19 protein-coding genes and 1 pseudogene are annotated in these 18,456 nt (G+C 68.0%); 7 read left to right on the top strand and 13 right to left on the bottom strand.

Translation table 11 applies throughout. The features are described from left to right. Window positions 1-27 precede the first annotated feature (27 nt). On the bottom strand, window positions 28-690 hold the full coding sequence (locus VFZ09_RS41680; protein ID WP_329733370.1) for a VIT domain-containing protein: 663 nt from the start codon (window positions 688-690) through the stop codon (window positions 28-30). 93 nt (window positions 691-783) lie between these two features. Here VFZ09_RS41680 and VFZ09_RS41685 point away from each other — a divergent pair, with 93 nt between their 5' ends. Further along, window positions 784-1,251, top strand: a complete 468-nt coding sequence (locus tag VFZ09_RS41685; RefSeq protein ID WP_329733371.1) for a peroxiredoxin — start codon at window positions 784-786, stop codon at window positions 1,249-1,251. A gap of 784 nt (window positions 1,252-2,035) precedes the next feature. On the opposite strand, the gene VFZ09_RS41690 is transcribed toward VFZ09_RS41685, so the two are convergent. Beyond that, window positions 2,036-3,184, bottom strand: coding sequence for a DUF2381 family protein (locus tag VFZ09_RS41690; RefSeq protein WP_329733372.1), 1,149 nt, complete (start codon window positions 3,182-3,184; stop codon window positions 2,036-2,038). A gap of 386 nt (window positions 3,185-3,570) precedes the next feature. Here VFZ09_RS41690 and VFZ09_RS41695 point away from each other — a divergent pair, with 386 nt between their 5' ends. Further along, window positions 3,571-4,359, top strand: coding sequence for a DUSAM domain-containing protein (locus tag VFZ09_RS41695; protein ID WP_329733373.1), 789 nt, complete (start codon window positions 3,571-3,573; stop codon window positions 4,357-4,359). Window positions 4,360-4,480: 121 nt separating this feature from the next. Next, the gene (locus VFZ09_RS41700) at window positions 4,481-5,017 is read left to right on the top strand and encodes a hypothetical protein (RefSeq protein ID WP_329733374.1); all 537 of its coding nucleotides are present in this window, start codon (window positions 4,481-4,483) and stop codon (window positions 5,015-5,017) included. 101 nt (window positions 5,018-5,118) lie between these two features. Here VFZ09_RS41700 and VFZ09_RS41705 read toward each other — a convergent pair. From VFZ09_RS41705 to modA, 5 genes and pseudogenes are all read right to left on the bottom strand, one after another. Next, window positions 5,119-5,322: pseudogene (locus VFZ09_RS41705) on the bottom strand (ATP-binding protein); the annotation flags it as partial. A 233-nt stretch (window positions 5,323-5,555) separates the two neighbouring features. Then, window positions 5,556-5,771, bottom strand: coding sequence for a hypothetical protein (locus tag VFZ09_RS41710; RefSeq protein WP_329733375.1), 216 nt, complete (start codon window positions 5,769-5,771; stop codon window positions 5,556-5,558). Window positions 5,772-5,802: 31 nt separating this feature from the next. Beyond that, window positions 5,803-6,891 (bottom strand): molybdenum ABC transporter ATP-binding protein, encoded by a 1,089-nt coding sequence (gene modC / locus VFZ09_RS41715; protein WP_329733376.1) that lies wholly within the window; start codon window positions 6,889-6,891, stop codon window positions 5,803-5,805. Then, window positions 6,873-7,550 carry a molybdate ABC transporter permease subunit gene (modB, locus tag VFZ09_RS41720; RefSeq protein ID WP_329733377.1) on the bottom strand — a complete coding sequence of 226 codons (678 nt, stop codon included), beginning with the start codon at window positions 7,548-7,550 and terminating at the stop codon, window positions 6,873-6,875. The genes modC and modB overlap by 19 nt, the downstream gene beginning before the upstream one ends. A gap of 4 nt (window positions 7,551-7,554) precedes the next feature. Beyond that, window positions 7,555-8,391 carry a molybdate ABC transporter substrate-binding protein gene (gene modA, locus VFZ09_RS41725; protein WP_329733378.1) on the bottom strand — a complete coding sequence of 279 codons (837 nt, stop codon included), beginning with the start codon at window positions 8,389-8,391 and terminating at the stop codon, window positions 7,555-7,557. A gap of 335 nt (window positions 8,392-8,726) precedes the next feature. Here modA and VFZ09_RS41730 point away from each other — a divergent pair, with 335 nt between their 5' ends. From VFZ09_RS41730 to VFZ09_RS41740, 3 genes are all read left to right on the top strand, one after another. Continuing rightward, the gene (locus VFZ09_RS41730; protein WP_329733379.1) at window positions 8,727-9,284 is read left to right on the top strand and encodes an Ig-like domain-containing protein; all 558 of its coding nucleotides are present in this window, start codon (window positions 8,727-8,729) and stop codon (window positions 9,282-9,284) included. Between the two features lie 110 nt (window positions 9,285-9,394). Further along, window positions 9,395-9,685 carry a fibronectin type III domain-containing protein gene (locus tag VFZ09_RS41735; RefSeq protein ID WP_329733388.1) on the top strand — a complete coding sequence of 97 codons (291 nt, stop codon included), beginning with the start codon at window positions 9,395-9,397 and terminating at the stop codon, window positions 9,683-9,685. Window positions 9,686-9,693: 8 nt separating this feature from the next. Next, a complete protein-coding gene (locus tag VFZ09_RS41740; RefSeq protein ID WP_329733380.1) occupies window positions 9,694-10,143 on the top strand; it encodes a hypothetical protein in 450 nt (149 codons plus the stop codon). Window positions 10,144-10,175: 32 nt separating this feature from the next. Here the strand turns inward: VFZ09_RS41740 and VFZ09_RS41745 are convergent, their stop codons facing one another. The 6 genes from VFZ09_RS41745 to VFZ09_RS41770 all read right to left on the bottom strand — a co-directional run bounded on the left by VFZ09_RS41745 (window position 10,176) and on the right by VFZ09_RS41770 (window position 17,341). After that, on the bottom strand, window positions 10,176-12,332 hold the full coding sequence (locus VFZ09_RS41745) for an adenylate/guanylate cyclase domain-containing protein (RefSeq protein WP_329733381.1): 2,157 nt from the start codon (window positions 12,330-12,332) through the stop codon (window positions 10,176-10,178). 46 nt (window positions 12,333-12,378) lie between these two features. Further along, on the bottom strand, window positions 12,379-13,059 hold the full coding sequence (locus VFZ09_RS41750) for a carboxypeptidase regulatory-like domain-containing protein (RefSeq protein WP_329733382.1): 681 nt from the start codon (window positions 13,057-13,059) through the stop codon (window positions 12,379-12,381). Further along, complete coding sequence (locus VFZ09_RS41755; RefSeq protein ID WP_329733383.1) at window positions 13,041-13,808, bottom strand: hypothetical protein; 768 nt, start codon at window positions 13,806-13,808, stop codon at window positions 13,041-13,043. The genes VFZ09_RS41750 and VFZ09_RS41755 overlap by 19 nt, the downstream gene beginning before the upstream one ends. A gap of 149 nt (window positions 13,809-13,957) precedes the next feature. Then, entirely contained in the window at window positions 13,958-14,707 is a 750-nt protein-coding gene (locus VFZ09_RS41760) for an energy transducer TonB (protein WP_329733384.1), read from the bottom strand. A gap of 89 nt (window positions 14,708-14,796) precedes the next feature. Further along, window positions 14,797-15,513 carry a response regulator transcription factor gene (locus tag VFZ09_RS41765; protein WP_329733385.1) on the bottom strand — a complete coding sequence of 239 codons (717 nt, stop codon included), beginning with the start codon at window positions 15,511-15,513 and terminating at the stop codon, window positions 14,797-14,799. Further along, window positions 15,488-17,341 (bottom strand): HAMP domain-containing sensor histidine kinase, encoded by a 1,854-nt coding sequence (locus VFZ09_RS41770; RefSeq protein WP_329733386.1) that lies wholly within the window; start codon window positions 17,339-17,341, stop codon window positions 15,488-15,490. Before VFZ09_RS41770 ends, VFZ09_RS41765 begins: the two co-directional genes overlap by 26 nt. Window positions 17,342-17,508: 167 nt before the next feature. On the opposite strand from VFZ09_RS41770, the gene VFZ09_RS41775 reads away from it, so the two are divergent. After that, window positions 17,509-18,288, top strand: coding sequence for a Fe-S cluster assembly protein HesB (locus tag VFZ09_RS41775; RefSeq protein WP_329733387.1), 780 nt, complete (start codon window positions 17,509-17,511; stop codon window positions 18,286-18,288). Window positions 18,289-18,456 lie beyond the last annotated feature (168 nt).

Raw genomic sequence — 18,456 nt, forward strand, 5'->3', positions numbered from 1 at the left:
TGGTGCACAACGCCCATCGGCTCAAGCTCACGGGCGACTCGGTGCGCGACCCGGAAAGGAATTTGACCCGGTCCAAGAAGGGGGCGAAGTGAACCCCGGCCAGCGTCGCTGACGCTCCGACTGTTCCGCTTGCTCCGGAACGGGCGTTCCACTTCGTCCGGAACGAGTGTTCCACATCGCCGGAATACGCACGTGGGCGTAGGCGAGCCGCGCGCGGACCTCGTAACGCACCGTCACCGAGGCCCGGGGCGGCAGGTTCCAGAGCCTCAGGCGCACCGTGGCGCCCGCCTCCGAGGACAGCAGCGCGATCGCCCGGGGAGCCGCGGAGCCCTTGCGCCGGAGGGCCTCGTAGCGGCGTTCCGCCTGGGAGGCCTCGAGCAGGAGTCCCTCCGTCCACTGTCCCTGGGACTCGAGGGCGAGGCCATGCACCGTGCCCCCTCGGGGCAGGACGAGGAGGGCCTCCAGCTCGGTGTGGCGCGGGCGGGGGTTGTGGAAGGTGCGGTGCACGGTGAAGCGCACCCCGTCTCCCTCGGGCCGGGCCTCCACCCGGTGCTCCACCTCGTGGCCGCGCTCCTCGCCGGTGCGCCTGTCCTCCTCGCAGTACGAGAGCTCCTCCGCCACGGCCATCCCCGGCCCCCCGGCGAGCAGGAGGAGAACCCAGAGGGAGAGGGGACGCGAGAGGTGCCGCATGGGGGCATTCTACCCGTCAGCGGCCCGCTGCTCGTTGTGCGTGACCCGTTGTGCGTTGAAACGTCAGGGAGCGTTGGTTAGCAAGGGGCCACCATGAGCATCAAGACTGGCGACCTGGCCCCCGATTTCTCATTGCCCAAGCAGGATGGCACCCCCGTGCAGCTGAAGGAGCTGCTCCAGAAGGCGACGGTGGTCCTCTACTTCTACCCGAAGGACGATACGCCGGGCTGCACCAAGGAGGCGTGCTCGTTCCGTGACTCGTACGAGTCCTTCAAGGACGCGGGGGCCGAGGTGGTGGGCATCAGCTCGCAGTCGGCGGCCTCGCACGAGGCCTTCGCGGCCAAGCACCGGCTGCCTTTCACGCTGCTGGCCGACGAGGGCGGCAAGGTGCGGCGCCAGTACGGCGTGCCGAGCACCCTGGGCCTGCTCCCGGGCCGGGTGACGTACGTCATCGACCGCAAGGGCGTCGTCCGGCACGTCTTCAACTCGCAGCTCAACGCCACGCGCCACGTCTCCGAGGCGCTGGGCATCGTCAAGCAGTTGCAGGGCGCCGGGGCATAGTCTGTCCTCGGGTGGCTGTCCTCGGGTGGCTGTCCTCGGGTGGCTGACGCGTCAGTGACACGCCATTGACGCGTCGGGGAAGACCCTCACCCCGACCCTCTCTTTAGTGGGAGAAAAAACGGTTCCCCAAGAGTTTCGGGCACTTAGACCTGATTGATGGGGTCGAAAACCATCAATTCAGGTCTCCTCTGGCGCTCGCAGCTACATTCCCCACTACACGGGACACGCACCCAAGGTGAACCGACCGGCTAGGGGCTTTCGGGCGGGTGTCCCGGTGGGGCGGCTCACCGGAATGAGTCCACGACGAACACGCCAGACGCCGAGAATTCGAGCACCGCCATTCCCGGTTTCGATTCGGGCAGTTTCTTTAGCTGGCCATGCGCGAGCCTTGCCACCGCGCAAATCGGGATTATGTCGCCGTGGGGCGGCCTCGCTTCGTAATATCGGACGACGACCTGCGGGCCACCTGTCCAGACTCGCCCGTATAGTCGTGTAGGCGCTTCAAGTAGCCCGAGAGGTTCGTTCAACATGCTCTCGACAGGCCCGTCATAAAGGGTGATTGGGCTGGTGTCGGTCTGGTTCACGTCGAGTTCAACGAAAGCCGAGTCCCCAGGACGCAGCCGGAGAATTCGCATCGCCGTAAGGGCCTCCTCCGGACACTTCTCCGGTCCAGGGGTGCCATCCGAACGCAAGGGCACTCCCGCCGTTGGGCAACCCGTGACCGCGAGAAGCAGGAGGAGAGAGGGGCCAATTAGTGCTCTAGCCGAACGCATGAGCAACCCTCTTATTTCTTAAAGAGACGACGATCCAGCGTCACATGCGCCGCCAGCATTCCGTCGTGGCGAAAAATCCCCAGGGTAAGCTTGCTGGGCCCCTGTGAGGAGTCAAACACGCTCTTGTCCGCAACAACGGCGACAAATCCTGTTTCGCCAGGCGGAATCACCTTTTTATCCGTTCGGAGGGCAAACGGCCTTGCTTCACCGACGAACAACGGGGGCTGGAACCCCGGTGGCAGCACAAACAGGCGAGCGTCCATCAATCTCCAAGGAGTAGAGGGGTCTTTGTTTGTCACACGAAACAGAACCGCTACCTTTTCCTTGCCGTCGGTGAGAACGCTAGCTTGAATGTTTGAATCTTCGTTCTTGAAGATCCAGGCTTTACGGGTCACAAATGGCGTGAACCTCACCGCGCCTTGAGTAAGGAGCGCCGCGAGGGTGTGGTTTTCAGACGACCCCGTAAAGCTCGCAACCCGTAGTTGCTCCCAAAGCTCACGTTCCCTCTCTTTGTATTCCTCTAGTCGCTTGCGGAGCGCATCCGGGTCATCCGGCTTCAAGAATACGTTTACCTGTTGGTCAGGCCACTCTCCTTCCTTCCAACTTGAACCCGAAATGGTGAAGGGCACTTCCGTCCCATCTACGAGCCTCACCACCAAAATAAATCGGTCCTCGGGCTCAAGGGCCTGGAGCGGCTCAATAAGCACTCGTTTCCCGGCACATGCCACCGGCTCAAAGCGACCTTCCCAGCCGAGCATCTTCGTTCCTGCCTCAGTGCAGGGTTGCTCGAATCGGAGAACGGTCGTCACGTCACGAGTCACAAATAACTGCTCGGCCCTCCCCTGGGGGTCGTCCCGAACGTAGACACTCCGGACTGAGGGGAAGCGTTCGCTCGCGAATCGCTCTTTGGCGACAGCCACGGACGCCAGGAGAACGAGAAGCAGGGTAGACCGGGGAGGTAGGAAGTTCCGCATATCGCGGGTTAACCTACCAGATAAGGGGCGCGAGCGGCCAGCCCCCTGTGCGCGGGCCCGTCGTGGCGTCTCGAAAAGAGACTGTTCTACACTGGCCGCATGAAACACTTGACTTCCGATGTGTTCCTGGTTCTGGCCCTGCTTTGGGGGGTCCTCACGTCCGGTTGCTCGGCTGGTAGGACGCATTACGCCTACTCTGGTGGGACGACGCACTACACCTACACGTCGAGCCGTCCCGTAGTCCTGGCGCAAGCGGCCACGATGGACTGCCGCCCAGGTGACTCAACAATGACCTGTTGCATCAAGAAGCACCCTCAAGACCCGGTAGGCGCTTGTGGAGCCACGCAATCCGAGGTTGATCAGGTGCTCAGGGCTGCGCGCGCCGATGCTGACGATGACGACTACTCCAACAACGCTTCCTTGCCCGAGTGGAAACAGAACTGCATCCGCAACTTCAACAGGTGCCAGGATCGTAGATGGACGGGCAATTGCCACGACTGCATGCGCTTGTGTGAGGGGCAGCAAGAATGGCCCGACAAGATGTGCAAAGCCCGGAAATGAGGCGAGGAATCGTGTCCGACGAAATAAACTGGAACCGCATTCGGGATTTGGCTCGAAGCGTACTAGAACGTAATGAGCCGCTGGAGGTTTCGGATGATACCCGAGCCCTATTGCTCAAGAGCGCCCAAGAGGTGGCCATCAGCCAACAGGACGCGGAAGATGCTCTGCGCAGTCTGCCCACGGCAACGACGCTGTTAAGAGAGATTCGCCAGCGCATCCTGGAGGGGTCGCGGCGACTTAGCAGGGCCCGAGACCGGGTGGAGGAACTTCAAGAGAAAGGGGACCTGAACGGGGCACAGCAAGTCATTCGTGACCTGCTCACCGTGGAGGTTGTCCCCCTCTACCGGGAGCAGGCCGAAATCCTGCTAGACGAATTGACGGGACTTGCCGAGGTGCTCGCAACCGGGCGGATCAATCCGGACCTTCACGACCGGCAACAGCTCGCCGTTCTCGTGCAACGCATCCAGCAGGGTCACCCCCTGGAAATCACCGACGACTTGCGCGCCCTTGTTCGTCAGACCGCCCCCACGGCAGCCATCACCGAAGCCGAGACCGAAGAGGCCCTAAAGAGCCCGGAAGGCGCCGAGGCCCTGATGGGGATGATCCTCTCTCGCTTCCGGAAGGCCCAAAGCCGGTTCCTACGCTCGATGTACCGGATGACGAGCCTACGGGACTCAGGTGACATCGAAGGTGCGCGCCAGCAGATGCGTGACGTGCTGGCCGTGGAGATCGTGCCGCAATACCGGCGGATGGCCGAGGAACAGCTACGGGGCCTCGACAATTCGCCACCAGAGTCGTGACCGGCTTGGGGGCTGTAGGAGCCCCGTAGAGCGTCGTTGAGCCTCGGGGGATAGACAGACCCTTTGCCTGAGAAGGTGAATATGAGTTGTTCTAAACAGCGAGAACCCCTGGAGCCATGAAATGGGCATCAATTTGTTCGTAGAGGGCAATCCGGCGCCAATGGTAATCAGCATCAAGCTGCCGAGAATCGTGTCAACGCCAAAGGATTTGCATGAGGTTGCATCTGCAATCGATTCGATTCTGAAAACGATATGGGCCAAGGAATGGCCAGGGCTGAGACATCGACGCAATCGGCAGACGTATATCCTGAGCTTTCATGTTGCATCCCCGCCTGATTTCAAAATCTTTACTGACCCCGCATGGCTGGCCGTTTTTATTGCGATCCTGGCGGGCTATCGTCAAATCAAGGAAAATGTAGCCGAGATTGGAGGCGACCTCGGCAGCATTCTCCGGGGTATCCATGGATTATCGGATCGCCAGTTGCAATTGCTGGAGATAGCCGTGAGGCTTTCGCTTGATCGTCTATTGGCACAAGGGGAGCAGGCTTCACTCAAGACGGCAGAGAAAATGCGTCGTACCCGCCAACGACTCTTGGGCGAAAGCAATGAGGCTCCAGAGATCAAAATTCTAGATGTCGATAAAGACAGGCTGTGGTAGCGTGCGTATTCCGGCGATGTGGAACACTCGTTCCGGACGAAGTGGAACGCCTGTTCCGTAGCAAGCGGAACAGTCGGAGCGTCAGCGACGCTGGCCGGGGTTCACTTCGCCCCCTTGTTGGACCGGGTCAAATTCCTTTCCGGGTCGCGCACCGAGTCGCCCGTGAGCCTGAGCCGATGGGCGTTGTGCACCAGCCGGTCGAGGATGGCGTCGGCCAGGGTGGGCTCGCCAATCACCGCGTGCCAGTCCTTCGGTTCGAGCTGGGAGGTCACCACCGTCGCACCGGCGCCATACCTGTCCTCCAACGCCAGGAAGCTCTTGCCGACGCCGGTAGGGCCCGTCACCAGCACGTTGTGCGTGAGGAGTGGGCGCGTGTCGCGCCTCCCTCCGAGCTCTCCCCAAGCTGAACCTCACCCTGGCCAGCCCTCGCTGGATGTGCGCGCCCACCGCTCACGCCCGGCGAGGGCTCCATCAACGAGTGTGATGCGCGCCCGTGCGTCCTCGCTGATGCCCATCAACCAGCCGGTCCAAATCTCCATCAACAAGCGTGCGCGGCAACAGCCGTGCGCGCCACCCTGTCGGCCCGGGCTGGCTGGGCCGACACGTGCAACTGCCGGCTGCCCACCACGGGCAACCCTTCCATGCTGGCCCACAGCTGTCCCCCTTCCCCCTCCACTCGCCTGTCCTGCCCGGCGCGCACCAGCAGCTGATAGCCCTGGCCGGCCGCGCGCGAGAACAACTCGAAAGTGTGCATTCTTCAGCCCAGAGGGAGAGGGAGACCCGGCTCATGGGCGGGGCACGAGCCGCACCGAGGGCGCCTTGAAGGTGGCGGTGAGCGCCCGCCCCTCGGCGAGCCCCAGCTCCTCCGTGGAGAAGCGCGTCACCCGCGCCACCAGGGGGAAGCCCGCGTCCAGCCCCACGCGGACCAGGGCTCCTTCGTGGGAGAGCGACACCACCTTGCACGGCAGCCGGTTGCGCGCGCTGGTGGGCGCCGCCTCGGGTAGGCCCAGGGTGACGTCCTCCGCCCGGAGGCAGACGAAGACGGCGCTCCCCTCGTGCGCGGGCGCCAGGGCCACCAGGTGATGCGGGCCCACCTCCACCGTGGCCAGCCCCTCCTCGCGCTTCAGCACCGTGCCCGGCAGCACCGTCTCGATGCCCGTCATCCTCGCCACCGCCAGCTCCGCCGGGTGGTTGAACACGTCCGCCACCGGCCCCACCTGGCACACCCGGCCTCCCTCCATGGCCACCAGGTCATCCCCCAGCGCGAGCGCCTCCAGCCGATCGTGTGTCACCACCACCGTGGGCACCCCCAGCTCCCGCAGCAGCCGCCGCAGCTCGCCCCGGAGCTGCTCGCGCGAGGGCGCGTCCAACGCGGACAGGGGCTCGTCCAGCAGCAGCAGGCGTGGGCGGATGGCCAGCGCCCGGGCCAGCGCCACCCGCTGTTGCTGCCCGCCCGACAGCTCCCTCGGCCGGCGTCCCTCCAGCCCCTCCAGGTGCAGCAGCGCGAAGAGGGAGCGCGAGCGCTCGCGCCGCTCGTCCGCGGGCAGCTCCGCCAGGCCATACTGGACGTTCTGCTCCGCGGTGAGGTGGGGGAAGAGGGCGTAGTCCTGGAAGAGCAGCCCCACGCGCCGCCGCTGGGGTGGCAGGTACACGCGGGCGGCCGTGTCGCACCAGGGCTCGCCATGGAAGAGGATGCGCCCGTGCTCGGGCCGGTCGAGCCCCGCGAGGCATCGCAGCACCGTCGTCTTTCCCGCGCCCGAGGGGCCGAACAGCACCGCGACCCGGCCGGGCGTGGCGGGCAGCTCCAGCGTGGCCCGCACGGTGGGGCCACCCGGGAAGCGCTTCTCCAGGTCGACTACGAGCGTGCCGGCCATGGTGCCCACACCCTGCGCTGCAGCCCATAGGTGAGGGCCAGCACGACGAACGAGAAGACGAGCAGCACCAGCGCCGTGCGGCCCGCCGAGGCGTAGTCCAGCGCCTGCACCGAGTCGTAGATGGAGATGGAGGCCGTGCGCGTGCGGCCCTCCAGGTTGCCGCCCACCATGAGCACCACGCCGAACTCCCCCAGCGTGTGCGCGAACGTCAGCACCATGCCGGAGAGAATGCCGGTGGCGGACAGGGGCAGCACGATGCGCAGGAACGTCTGGAATCGCGAGACGCCCAGGCACCACGAGGCCTCGATCAGGCGGCGATCCACGCCGGCCAGGGCGGCGGTGAAGGGCTGCACGCTGAAGGGCAGGCTGTAGAGCACCGAGGCCACCAGCAGGCCACCGAAGCTGAAGGGCAGGGTGCTGCCGAAGAGCGACTCGAAGGCCCCACCCAGCGGACCGCGAGGGCCGAGCGCGAGCAGCAGGTAGAAGCCCAGCACCGTGGGGGGCAGCACCAGCGGCAGCGACACCACGGCCTCCACGAGGAACTTCCACCGCCAGCGCGACGTGGCCAGCCACCAGGAGAGGGGCAGTCCCAGCAGCAGCAGGAGGAGCGTCGTCCACGCGGCGAGGCGCAGGCTCAAGAAGATGGCGGCCTGATCCAACGCCTCACTCCTTCGGCAGGGAGAAGCCGTAGCGTGAGAGCACCGCCGTGCCCTCGGGGCCGAGCAGGTGGTCGCGGAACGCCCGGGCCAACGCCGGATCCTTCGCGCGCTTCAGGATGGCACCTCCCTGCTCCATGCGCGGGTAGGCGTCGAGCGGCACCTCCCAGGAGTGGCCCTGCTCCCGCATGGCCGGGGCGAGCGCGAGCGCCAGGGCGATGATGCCCGCGTCCGCGGCCCCGCTCTGCACGAACTGGGCGGTCTGCGCGATGTTCTCCCCGAGCACCAGCCGATCCTTGACGGTGTCGTACACGCCCTGGCTCTTCAGGGCGGCCTCGGCGGCCCGGCCATAGGGGGCATGCTGGGGGTTGGCGATGGCGATGCGCCGGGCGGCCGGCTCGCGCAGGGCGTCCATTCCGCGCTGCGCCACGGGCAGCGGCGAGTCCCTGGGCACCCACACCACGAGGCGGCCCACGGCGTAGAGGAAGACCTCGCCGGCGACCAGTCCCTGCTCGGCCAGCCTGCGGGGGTAGGCCACGTCCGCGGAGAGGAAGACGTCGAAGGGGGCCCCGTTGCTCAGCTGCGCGAGGAAGTTCCCCGACGAGCCATAGGTGACCTGGACGTCCGCGCCGGGGTGCTTCTCCCGGAAGCTCACCAGCAGCTCGTCCAGCGCGAACTTCAGGTCCGAGGCCGCGGCGATGGTCAGCGTCCGCTTCGGCTCGGCGCCCGCGGACGGGCCGGGGCCGCTGGCGACGGCCCCGTTCTCGCGCAGCCCCACCTTCAGGCCCGCCGCGATGATGACCAGGGCGCCCGCGGCGAGCGCTCCCTTCACGATGACGTTCATTCAGTCCCTTCCCGGACGGCGGCCATGATGTTCGCAGCTTAACGGGGCCCGCGCGGGAGACCGCGACAAGAAGCCTCCGGCGCGTCGCGCGGGGTGCCAGCCGGGTGACACGGGGCGTGGAGTTTTTTCCCCGAGGCCTCCCGGCGGGGCTGAAAGAACTTCCGTCCTCCCGCCAGGTCCGGCCGCGCGTCGATCTCCCGGAAAGACGGCGGAAGCCCGGAGAGATCGGCCAACCCGCTGTTTTCCCGAAAGAAAGGGATGGCCGGTGGGAGCCACCCCCGGGGGAGGGCGGACTGTCCGGGGTCCGGCACGGTTCTGGCTAATGGTCGTGGGCGATGGCACTGAGCAAGAAACAGAAGCGGATCTACAGCCCCTCGATCTGGGAGACCTGGATGCCTTCGGTGGGCGTCGTCACCCTGGTGGGAGCCCATGTCCTGGCCGCCTCGCTGGGCCTGTACTCGTCGGCACCGGAGGTGAAGGTGCTCCAACCCGCCACGGGCGCGTCCATCAACGGACACCTGGAGATCGCGGTCCAGGCGGATGACGGGCCCACGGGCTCGGGGGTGCGGAGCGTGGAGTACCAGCTCGGCTCCACCTCGGGCGTCTGGAAGCCGCTGACGCTGGACGTGGAGTCCATGACCTACAAGGCGAGCACCGAGGCGGGTGCCGTGCCGGCCGGAGGCCATGAGCTCTACATCCGCGCCGTGGACTACACGGGCAACCTGCGCACCGTGTTCGTCACGGTGAAGGTGGACCCCGCCGCCACCGAGCCCGGCGAGGAGCAGCGGCAAAAGCCCGTGGTGGACGGCACGCAGGACTTCTCCTCGACGCGCACCGTCGAGGCGCAGGGCTGGGGCGGGCTCCTGCTGTCGACCCTGTTCCGTTCGCGTTGATGCCGTACCCGCGGTCGCTTCACCGATGTTGGCCAGGTGCTCGACGCGCCCGCCTCCGGTGAAGCCTCTCGCGGTTTCCAACCCCCTGCTTCGGCGGACTGTCCGCCGACATCAGCTGGACCACGGACGAGCCGGCGAGCTCGCAGGTGGAGTACGGCACCACCAGCGCCCTGGGCTCCGCGACGGCGGTGGATCCGGCGCGCACCACGAGCCACGGCATGAGCCTCACGGGCCTGCAGGCGAACCGGACGTACTTCTACCGGGTGCGCTCGGTGGACGCGTCGGGCAACGCGGGGGGGTCGCAGGTGCTCCTCCCGCGCGGACGCCCGCCGCTCCTGGCCCGGTGGCTCCGGAAGGCCCGCGCCTCGAGCGTGAAGGCCTTGCCATCCAGTTCGACCTGAGGCCCGCCGTGGGCGCCGGTCCGGTGGAGGCGCAGTCCGAGGCCATCGCCACCTTCACCCTCACCGATGCCCGCTCGGGCGAGCCGGTGCGCGGGGCCCGCCCGCTCGGGTGGATGTCCCTGCGCGAGGGCTCCGAGCCGCTCACGGACGCGCAGTGCGCCGCGAAGGTGAAGACGTACCTGGGCGGACTGCTGTCGGTCCAGGCGGACGCGGACCTGAACTCGTACTTCGTCCTCGCGCTGAACCACGACAACTCCATCTCCGTCATCAACCCGCAGCTGGCCTTCAGCCGCACGAAGCTGCGCAGCCTCGTGACGCTCGCGCATGAGGACTCGATGACACGCTCATCGGTCACGCGTGGGAGGGGCCGTCTGGTACCCCTTTCGGGGTGCGCTCTTGAAGACACGGAGCGTGTAGAGACCCCATGCCAGACATGCGTCAGGGCAGCTCGAGCCTGACGTGGAAGGTGTAGGAAACACTGACGGGCGAGCTACTTGGTGTCGAGCGAGAACACGCCGTCCCAGTCCTCGGGGGGAGGCTGGCGGAGCGAGGCCTCGCAGCGGGCGGCGAAGACGCGCGAGGGTGGATCCCCGGGCGAGGCGCGGAAGTGCTCGAGGGCCTCGGTGAAGCGGCGGGCGCGGTAGAGGGCGAGCCCCTCGGCGAACCGGGCGAGGTGCGCGGGCGGAGGGGCTCCGGCCACGTCCACCAACTCATAGACGCGCACGGGGAGCTGCCGTCCCTTCACGCGCAGCAGATCCAGCTCCCGGGCGAGCACGGTGCCGCGGGCGGCCCGCACGGTCTCCTCGGAGGCGAGGATGCGGGTGCCGTACACCTTGGCGGCGCCCTCCAGGCGGGAGGCGAGGTTCACCGTGTCGCCGATGACGGTGTAGTCCTGGGCGGCGCGCGAGCCGATGTTGCCCACCACGCCGGGTCCGGTGTTGAGGCCGATGCGGCAGTCCAGCCGGGCCAGGCCTCGTGCTTCCAGCTTGGGGGCCAGCGTGTCCACCACCGCCACGAGCCGCAGCGCGGTGAGGCACGCCCGTGCGGCATGGTCCTCCTGGGGGAGGGGGGCGTTCCAGAAGCACATGATGGCGTCGCCGATGAACTTGTCGAGCGTGGCGCCGTGCTCGCCCAGCACCTCGGTGGCGCGTTCGAAGTAGCCGTTGAGCACGTCGACGAGGGCCTCGGGGCTCATCTCCTCGCTCATCGAGGTGAAGCCCACCAGGTCGCTGAAGAGCACGGTGAGCTCGCGGCGCTCGCCGCCGGGGGCGGCCTTCTCCGGGTTGCGGATGAGCTCGTCCACGACCTGGGGGTTCAGGTAGCGCTTGAAGAGGCCGTGGATCTGATCCCGCTGGCGGAGGCCGAGGACCATCTCGTTGAAGGCGCCGGTGAGCCGGCCCACCTCGTCCGTGCCCCGGACGGGGACCTCCACGTCCAACGCCCCCAGGCGCACCTGCCGGGCGGCGGCCTCCAACTGCACCAGGGGCGCGGAGAGGCGGCGCGCCAGCAACACGGCGAGGACGAAGGCCAGCAGCACCACGCCCACCGCGATGGGCAGGAGCCGGGTGCGGACGCCCGTGAGGATGGGCTCGCTCTCCGCATCGAGGTTGCGCATGACGAACACCCGGCCAATGGCTGTCCCCTCCCTTCCATCCTTTCTCTTCTCCCCGTGCACGTCCCAGAAGACGTCCTCACGGACGAGATAGCGGCCATCGTTGGTGTCGAGGGAGAAGCTCTCGTCAGGGTTCTTCTGGGTGGCCTCCTCCGGTTGGGTCGCGGCGGAGCCGGACTCGACGAGCTTCGCGCGCAGTTCCCTGGAGACTCCCTTGGAGGTGGTCAGGGCGTCCCCGGCGCGCAGGGCGAAGTGCGCCCCGGCACCCTGGAGTTCAGCTCCCGAGGTGCCCTGCTCCAGGGAGTTCTCCAGTAGCAGTTCCGTCACCCAACGGCCCTTCAGCACCACGCCAATGGGTCGGCGGGCCGACTGCTCCAGGAAGTTCTCTCCGCCGGAGGTGGTGGCCAGGTGTGCATGCACGAGCAGCAGATCGTCCTCGCGGATGCAAATCTTCGCGTTGTCTCCCGTACAGGGGGGCACGAAGGTGAAGGGCAGGGTGCGCAGGTAGGCAGGGGACCAGAGTTCGGAGGCGAAGCCTTCGTGCAGCGCTCGGTCCAGCAGGGGCACATCGTCCACGGTGTTCCCCACCTGCTCGTCATCGCCGTGGGTGAACACCAATCGCTTGCGCACGTTGAAGAAGGCCCAGAGGGTCCTCTCCGGGTCTTTCTTTTCCGGGTCTTTCTTCCACCCGAAGACTTCGGTGTCCGCGGAGAGGATGACGTCATGCGCGTTCTGGATGCCCTCGAACTCGGCATCTCCGTCGTCGAGTCCGGCGGTGCTGTCGTCGGAGTTGACGGTGAGGGCCGCGTTCTTGAACGTGCGGTCGCGCGCGTGCGCGTCGGCGACAGCGAGGATGCTCTCCTGGGTGGCCTGGGAGAGTCGCTGGAAGGCATTCAGCGTGCGGGTCAGGTCTCCGCGGATCTTCTCCTCGGCGGCTTTCTCCACCGCCCGTTGGGTGGCCACCAGCGCCACGGCGAGCGCCAGCACCGACAGCAGCATGAAGGCCGCCACGAGCCGCGCGGAGAGCGAGTGCAACCCCAGGCCTCCGGCACGGGTACCCGCTTCCCGCTGCGCCGGGGACTCAGTAGGCATCGGAGCGGGGGGTGTACTGGCGGCCATGCTTGTCCAGGTGCTTGTCGTCGGCGCGCGTCTCGGTCAGCTCCAGCGTCACCACCGCCTCCTCGCCGGGCTTCACGGTGACCTCGGCGCGAGACACGTCGCTGCGCTCGTCCCGCCGGTGCACGGCGAAGATGGGATGCGTACCGGGAGGTACGCCCTTGAGCACGAAGCGCCCATCCGGCCCGGTGACGGCGACGGCCCGGTTGGGCACCACCACCAGCGTGGCCACCATCTGCTCGTGGATGTCGCAGTAGACGTCGATGAGGCCCGTCTTCTTGAAGGTCTCCGTGTAGTCCTCGCCCGGGCGGTTCTTGCCGGCGTCGAACTTCCCGGCGCGCGAGCGGGAGAAGACGTTGTGCACCACCACGTCGTTGTTGGAGAAGCGCACCTTCTGCCCGGCCACCACGGCCATCACCGAGGGCTGGAAGGCCTTGTTGCGCTGGGCCATGTTCACCTCGCCCGCGGGAGGGGGCTCGGTGTAGCCGGTGAGGTAGACCACCACGCCGGAGCGATCGGCCTTGGGGACGGGGCGCCCATCCGGGCCCTGGACGGTGATGCGGACCTCGCCGCGGACGGTGCCCTGCTGCGCGGCGGCGAGCGGAGCGGCGAGGGACAGCAGGAGGATCAGAGCACCACGGCCCATATCAGCCTCGGCATGAACTGGGGCGTCTCGGGGAACAGGGGAGTGAGCCCCACCATGACGCCGAGCGTGACCCACGTCCGGCCAAACGTCCAGGCCACGTCGGCGCCCACGAAGTGGTGCTGGCCGCCTGGAATGCCCTGGAGGGGAATCTCCCCGAAGGCCTCGAGCGAGGCGCGCAGCTCGTCCTCGACGAGGGGCAGCGACACGCCCGCCGCATAGGTGCCGAGCAGCCGCACCGGGCCCTCCTGCCCTCGCAGCGCCGGCAGGCCCACCTGCGCGCCCAGGTCGAGCGTCAGGCGCAGGCCGCCCTCCGTCTCGAAGGACTGCACCAGGTTGGCGTCCAGGCGGGAGGGCTGCGCGGAATGGAGGGTGTGGTGGTAGGCCACGCGCAGCAGGCCCTGCCAGGGTGCGTCATCTCCGCGGGGGTTGAGGCGCAGGCGCAGGTCCGCGTCGAAGGACTCGAGCTGCGTGCGATCCCGGGTGGCCACCACCTGGAAGGGCACGGCCAGCTCCAGCCGCTGGGTGAGGCCGAAGACGGGGGCCCACCAGATCCAATAGCTGGAGGTCCGTCCCGGCACACCGGGCGCCCGGGACCTGGCCCACAACCACTGCTCCAACTCCACATCCCCCTTGGGGACGATCTCCGTGTCCCACACCCAGATGAAGGGCCGCCGCCCGGCCTCGGCCGGTGTGGGAAGCACGGCCAGGGCGAGGACCCCCAGCAACACGAAACGACGCACTGCGCTCATCGACCCTCCCGATGACGGGCCCGAGCCCTCCGCACCCGCGGGGGCCAGGGTGGACGTCCGGGACACAGGCATATCCGACGAGCCGGTGCCTGGGCGAGGGGAGCGGGCATTTCCCTTCGGGCCCGGCCCCCCCCGGCCGGGCGTGCCCGCTACGGCAGCTTGAGGTTCACGGTGAAGGTGTAGCTCACGTTGACGGGCCTGCCCTGGAAGGTGACCGGGCGGTAGTGGCGGCTCGTCACGGACTGGAGCACGGCATCATCCATGAAGGGCAGGCCCTTGATGATGCGGCAGTTCTCGACGTCGCCCTCGCGGGTGATGGTGCACTTGGCGATGATGACGCCACTGACGCGGGCGCGCAGGGCCTCGTAGGAGTACTGCAGGGGCACGCCGGTGGAGACGAGCTGCGGCGGCGTCATGCCGGCGCCGAAGGGGAGCACCTCCTCACCCGTCGACTGGCCGATGTTGCCCAACGCCATCCCGGCGATGGCCTGCGCACCGGGGATGCCGCCCTGCTCGACACCATTGGGGTCGCTGCCGGGGATGTAGGGCAGGTCATTGGTCTCCTCGGGTTCGGTGTCCTCCGGGGGAGGAGTCGCCTCGACGGTCTTCGTCTCTTCCGGAGGCGGAGGAGGAATCTTCTTGGGCTGGACCAGCTCGGTCTTCGGCTTGGGCTTCGGCTTGGTGGGCGCCGCCACCTGCTTGGGCGGATTCGGGTTGCCCTTGGGCGGCTGGGGCACGTTGAAGACGAGCTCGGGCTCGTTCCGGATGGTCTCCGCCGCCTTGCCGGACAGGCCGAGCATGCCGGCGAACACACCCGCGTGCACCATCAAGGACACCCACATCCCCGTCCCGAACCGACCCGCGCTCAATCCTGGCTGATTGATGACCGACTGGAACACTTGGAATCCCTCCTGGCTGGTACCCGTCAAGCTACGGATTCCAGGGGGGCCGGTGGCCTTGGGTCGGCCATCTCTTCGTCATGGTTTCGTCATGGACCCCCGAGCTCCATGCGGTAGCCCACCCCGCGGATGGTGTGGATGGTGAAGGAGGAGGCACTCGTCCAGCCGAGCTTCTTCTTCAGGTTGGAGACGAAGTTGTCCACGGTGCGCGGGTCCACGATGACGTCCCGGCCCCACACCGCGTCGAGGATCTCCCCCCGGGGCAGGGCGCGGTCGCGGTGCTTGAGCAGATAGGCGAGCAGATCGAACTCGGTGCGGGTGAGGTCGATGACGCTCCCATCCGCGCGCGAGAGGGTGCGCTTGCCCAGGTCCAGCGAGAAGCCCGCGAAGGACAGGATGGAGGGCGGCGCCCCGCCGGCCCGGCGCACCAGGGCGCCCACCCGGGCGAGCAGCTCGCGCAGCCGGTAGGGCTTGGTGAGGTAGTCCTGCGCCCCCGCGTCGAAGCCCCGGACGATGTCGTCCTCGAGCGAGCGCGCGGTGAGCATCAGCACCATGGACTGCACTCCACTGGCGCGCAGCCGGCGGCAGAACGAATAGCCGTCCTCGCCCGGGAGCATCACGTCGAGGATGAGCAGATCATAGGTGCGCGCGCGCAGCAGCGGCTCGGCCTCCTGGGTGTGGGAGGCCACGGTGACGTCGTACCCCTCGTCCTGGAGGTTGTCGCGCAGGCCGATCCGCAGGTTCGCGTCGTCCTCGACGACGAGGATGGAGGGGCGGGCGTTAGGAGGGCTGCTCGGGGCGTTCATGGCGGGGTTCGGGGAAGAGCAGGGAGAAGGTGGTGCCCTGGGGGCTGGACTGGTCGATGGAGATGCGGCCCCCGTGCAGGGCCATGATTCTCCGGCACAGCGCGAGCCCCAGGCCACTGCCGTGGACCTCGGGGCCCTGGGAGCCCAGCCGGTAGAAGTCGCGGAAGACGTTCTCCCACTCGGACTCGGGGATGCCGATGCCGTTGTCGCCGAAGAGCACCACGCAGCCATGGCCCTCGTGGGGGTAGGCGCGGATGGAGAGCTCCACGGGGTCGCGGCGGTTGTAGGCGCACGCGTTGCGCGCGAGGTTGATGAAGAGCAGGCGCAGCAGGGACGGATCCACCTCGAGCTCCACGTCGCCCACGTCCGCGGTGAGCTGGACGGGGACGGAGGTGTTGCCCACCAGGTCCGAGCGCAACATGCCGATCAGCTCGTCCAGCTTCACGCGGGCGGGCTTGAGCTGCCAGCGGCCCTTGTCGATGCGGTTGAAGGACAGGATGTTCTCGACGAGGAAGTGCAGCCCGTCGGCGGCCTGGATGATGCGCTCGGGGTAGTCGCGCATCTCGGGGACCTTGGAGAGCTTGCGCTCCATCGTCTCGGCCAGCAGGCGGATGGAGGCCAGGGGTGTGCGCAGCTCGTGGGAGACGGTGGCCACGAAGTCGCTCTTGAGCTCGACGTAGCGGTAGCGGCCGTACTGGGCCACCACCGCCATCACCACGATGGCCACCGCGAGCGCCCCACACGTGGCCACCAGCAGCGTCTTCAACCCGTAGCGCTGCTCGAGGGCGTTCTCGGCGGCGGTCCACGCGGGGACGGACACCTCGACCCACAGGGACTCCAGGGGCTGCTCGGCCTCGGTGGTCCTCAGCCGCACCGAGCCGTCCGCGCCGAAGTGGTTGCGCCGGCGCAGCTCCTGGGCCAGGTCGCGCAGGAGGGCGTCGAGGTCCACGGCGATGCCACGCACCGCCTCGTCCTGCTGCTGCTCCACGTACCAGCGCTGACCGATGAGGGTGGGGCCCGAGAGGTTCTCGGGAATCACCAGCATGCCGGCGCCGGCTTCGCGGGCGCGGGACTGGAAGTCGTCGGAGGGCTCGCCGAGCGCGGTGCTGACCTGGACGATGTGGGCGAGCAGGAACTCGAAGTCGGGCTGGGTGAAGCGCCAGCGCTCGCGCAGGAGATCGCGCTGCAGGCCGGCGGAGCGCTCGATGCCGCCGAAGTCCTCGGGGAGCCCCTCGCGCAGCAGCGCGCGGACGAGCGGTGGGGTGGCCTCGCCGCGCTGGAGCCGCTCCAGCAGGAGGAGGACGAAGGGGAGCTCCTGGACGGGTGGAAGGGGATGCTCCGCGTGGTAGCGCAGCAGTTCCTCGGCGAGCGCATGGGCACGGGAGGCACGGCGCTGATCGAGCGCCGCCTCCACCGCGCGAAGGCGGACGAGCCGCTCGCCCCAGGGCTCGGCCGTGGAGCCCTCGGCGAAGGCCTTGACGAGCTCGCGGTAGTGACGCACGGCGGTGGCGCGCGAGCCGCGGGCGGAGCGGGTGAGTCGGGGCAGGAACTGATGGCCGCGGAAATTGAGGAGGAAGCCCTCGCCCGGGGCGAGTGGATCTCCCATGGCGGCGTGGAGGGCGTTGAGGTTGCTCTTGAGCTGCTGGGCGAGCGTCTGCCGCAGGGCGAGGGTGGCGAACTCCTCGATGGCGTGGCGGCGGGAGGCGAGCTGCGCGCGGGCGTCCTCGCGCTCCTGGGCGAAGATGCGCTGGAGGCTCACCAACCCCCAGGTGAGGGCGAGGAGGCCGCATCCGAGGGCGACGAGGGTGGGAAGGAGCCGGCGCAGCATGGGGGCCCGAGGGGCCCGCGCATTATACGTGCAGGGGCTGGGCTGGCCATCGCGCGGACTCCCGGACGCTCGCTGGCCCGGCCGCCGCTCGGAGGCGACGTGCGGGGTCGTCAGGAGGAGAGGGGATGAGAAGGTTGGAGGGGTGACTTCAGAAGTGGGGCGCTGCCATGCCATCTCTCCCGTTGTTTCCCGAGGCCCCGGCCGGCCCGAGCGCGAAGGCACTGCGGGTGCACGAGCGCCTGTGCGCCGAGTACGGCTGTCCCATCCCCTGGTTCCGCTCGCGGGATCCACTCAGCGAGCTCGTCTCCGCGCTGTTGAGCCACCGCACGCGCAATGCCTCCAGTGGCGCGGCCTTCCGGCAGTTGCGCGCGCGCTTTCCCACCTGGGAGGCGGTGCGCGATGCATCCTGCGTGGAGGTGCGGGAGGCGATCTCCGCGGTGACCTGGCCGGAGCAGAAGGCGCCGCGCATCCAGCAGGTGCTGCGGTGCATCTCCGAGCGCAGGGGAGGGGAGCTGTCGCTGGACTTCCTGGCGGAGGTGCCGGTGCGCGAGGCGCGGGACTGGCTCGAGCACCTGCCCGGAGTGGGGCCGAAGTCGAGCGCCGCGACGCTGCTGTTCAGCCGCCTGAGGAAGCCCGCGCTGCCGGTGGACAGCCACCACCACCGGGTCGCGGTGCGGCTGGGGCTCATCCCCGAGACCGTGGCGGTGGGACCAGCGCACCGGCTGCTGGAGGCGCAGCTCCCGCCGGACTGGGATGCACAGCGCGTCTATGACAACCACGAGGCGCTGATGCTGCACGGGCAGCGGTGCTGCTTCTACCGGGAGCCCACGTGCCAGCGCTGCCCTGTGCTCGACCTATGCCCCACGGGTCAGGCCCGGCTCGCGTCCCAGCGGGGCTCGAGGTCCGCTGGGGAGAGGGACAGCTCCCGCCTGCTCCTTGATCAATAGGGAGCAACAGCCTGCTGAGTGCCTTGGCTAATACTACAGTGGGACTTTGGCGCGAGGGTCTCTGCGTCGGTAATGGCAGCGTTTGGCGATGGCCTGATGGCGGCGTCGCCAGCGGCTCCAGTGCAGGACGAAGTCCAAGGCCGGCCGCACCACCCAAGCGATGTTCAG

Source organism: Archangium sp. (assembly GCF_036277355.1).
Classification (GTDB): domain Bacteria; phylum Myxococcota; class Myxococcia; order Myxococcales; family Myxococcaceae; genus Archangium.

What these genes read in the sequence shown, in the direction of transcription:
- VFZ09_RS41680 (WP_329733370.1), bottom strand. Translation starts at nt 690, where the DNA reads ATGCGGCACCTCTCGCGTCCCCTCTCCCTCTGGGTTCTCCTCCTGCTC.
- VFZ09_RS41685 (WP_329733371.1), top strand. Translation starts at nt 784, where the DNA reads ATGAGCATCAAGACTGGCGACCTGGCCCCCGATTTCTCATTGCCCAAG.
- VFZ09_RS41690 (WP_329733372.1), bottom strand. Translation starts at nt 3,184, where the DNA reads ATGCGTCCTACCAGCCGAGCAACCGGACGTGAGGACCCCCCAAAGCAG.
- VFZ09_RS41700 (WP_329733374.1), top strand. Translation starts at nt 4,481, where the DNA reads ATGGGCATCAATTTGTTCGTAGAGGGCAATCCGGCGCCAATGGTAATC.
- VFZ09_RS41710 (WP_329733375.1), bottom strand. Translation starts at nt 5,771, where the DNA reads ATGCACACTTTCGAGTTGTTCTCGCGCGCGGCCGGCCAGGGCTATCAG.
- modC (WP_329733376.1), bottom strand. Translation starts at nt 6,891, where the DNA reads ATGGCCGGCACGCTCGTAGTCGACCTGGAGAAGCGCTTCCCGGGTGGC.
- modA (WP_329733378.1), bottom strand. Translation starts at nt 8,391, where the DNA reads ATGAACGTCATCGTGAAGGGAGCGCTCGCCGCGGGCGCCCTGGTCATC.
- VFZ09_RS41730 (WP_329733379.1), top strand. Translation starts at nt 8,727, where the DNA reads ATGGCACTGAGCAAGAAACAGAAGCGGATCTACAGCCCCTCGATCTGG.
- VFZ09_RS41750 (WP_329733382.1), bottom strand. Translation starts at nt 13,059, where the DNA reads ATGGGCCGTGGTGCTCTGATCCTCCTGCTGTCCCTCGCCGCTCCGCTC.
- VFZ09_RS41755 (WP_329733383.1), bottom strand. Translation starts at nt 13,808, where the DNA reads ATGAGCGCAGTGCGTCGTTTCGTGTTGCTGGGGGTCCTCGCCCTGGCC.
- VFZ09_RS41765 (WP_329733385.1), bottom strand. Translation starts at nt 15,513, where the DNA reads ATGAACGCCCCGAGCAGCCCTCCTAACGCCCGCCCCTCCATCCTCGTC.
- VFZ09_RS41770 (WP_329733386.1), bottom strand. Translation starts at nt 17,341, where the DNA reads ATGCTGCGCCGGCTCCTTCCCACCCTCGTCGCCCTCGGATGCGGCCTC.
- VFZ09_RS41775 (WP_329733387.1), top strand. Translation starts at nt 17,509, where the DNA reads ATGCCATCTCTCCCGTTGTTTCCCGAGGCCCCGGCCGGCCCGAGCGCG.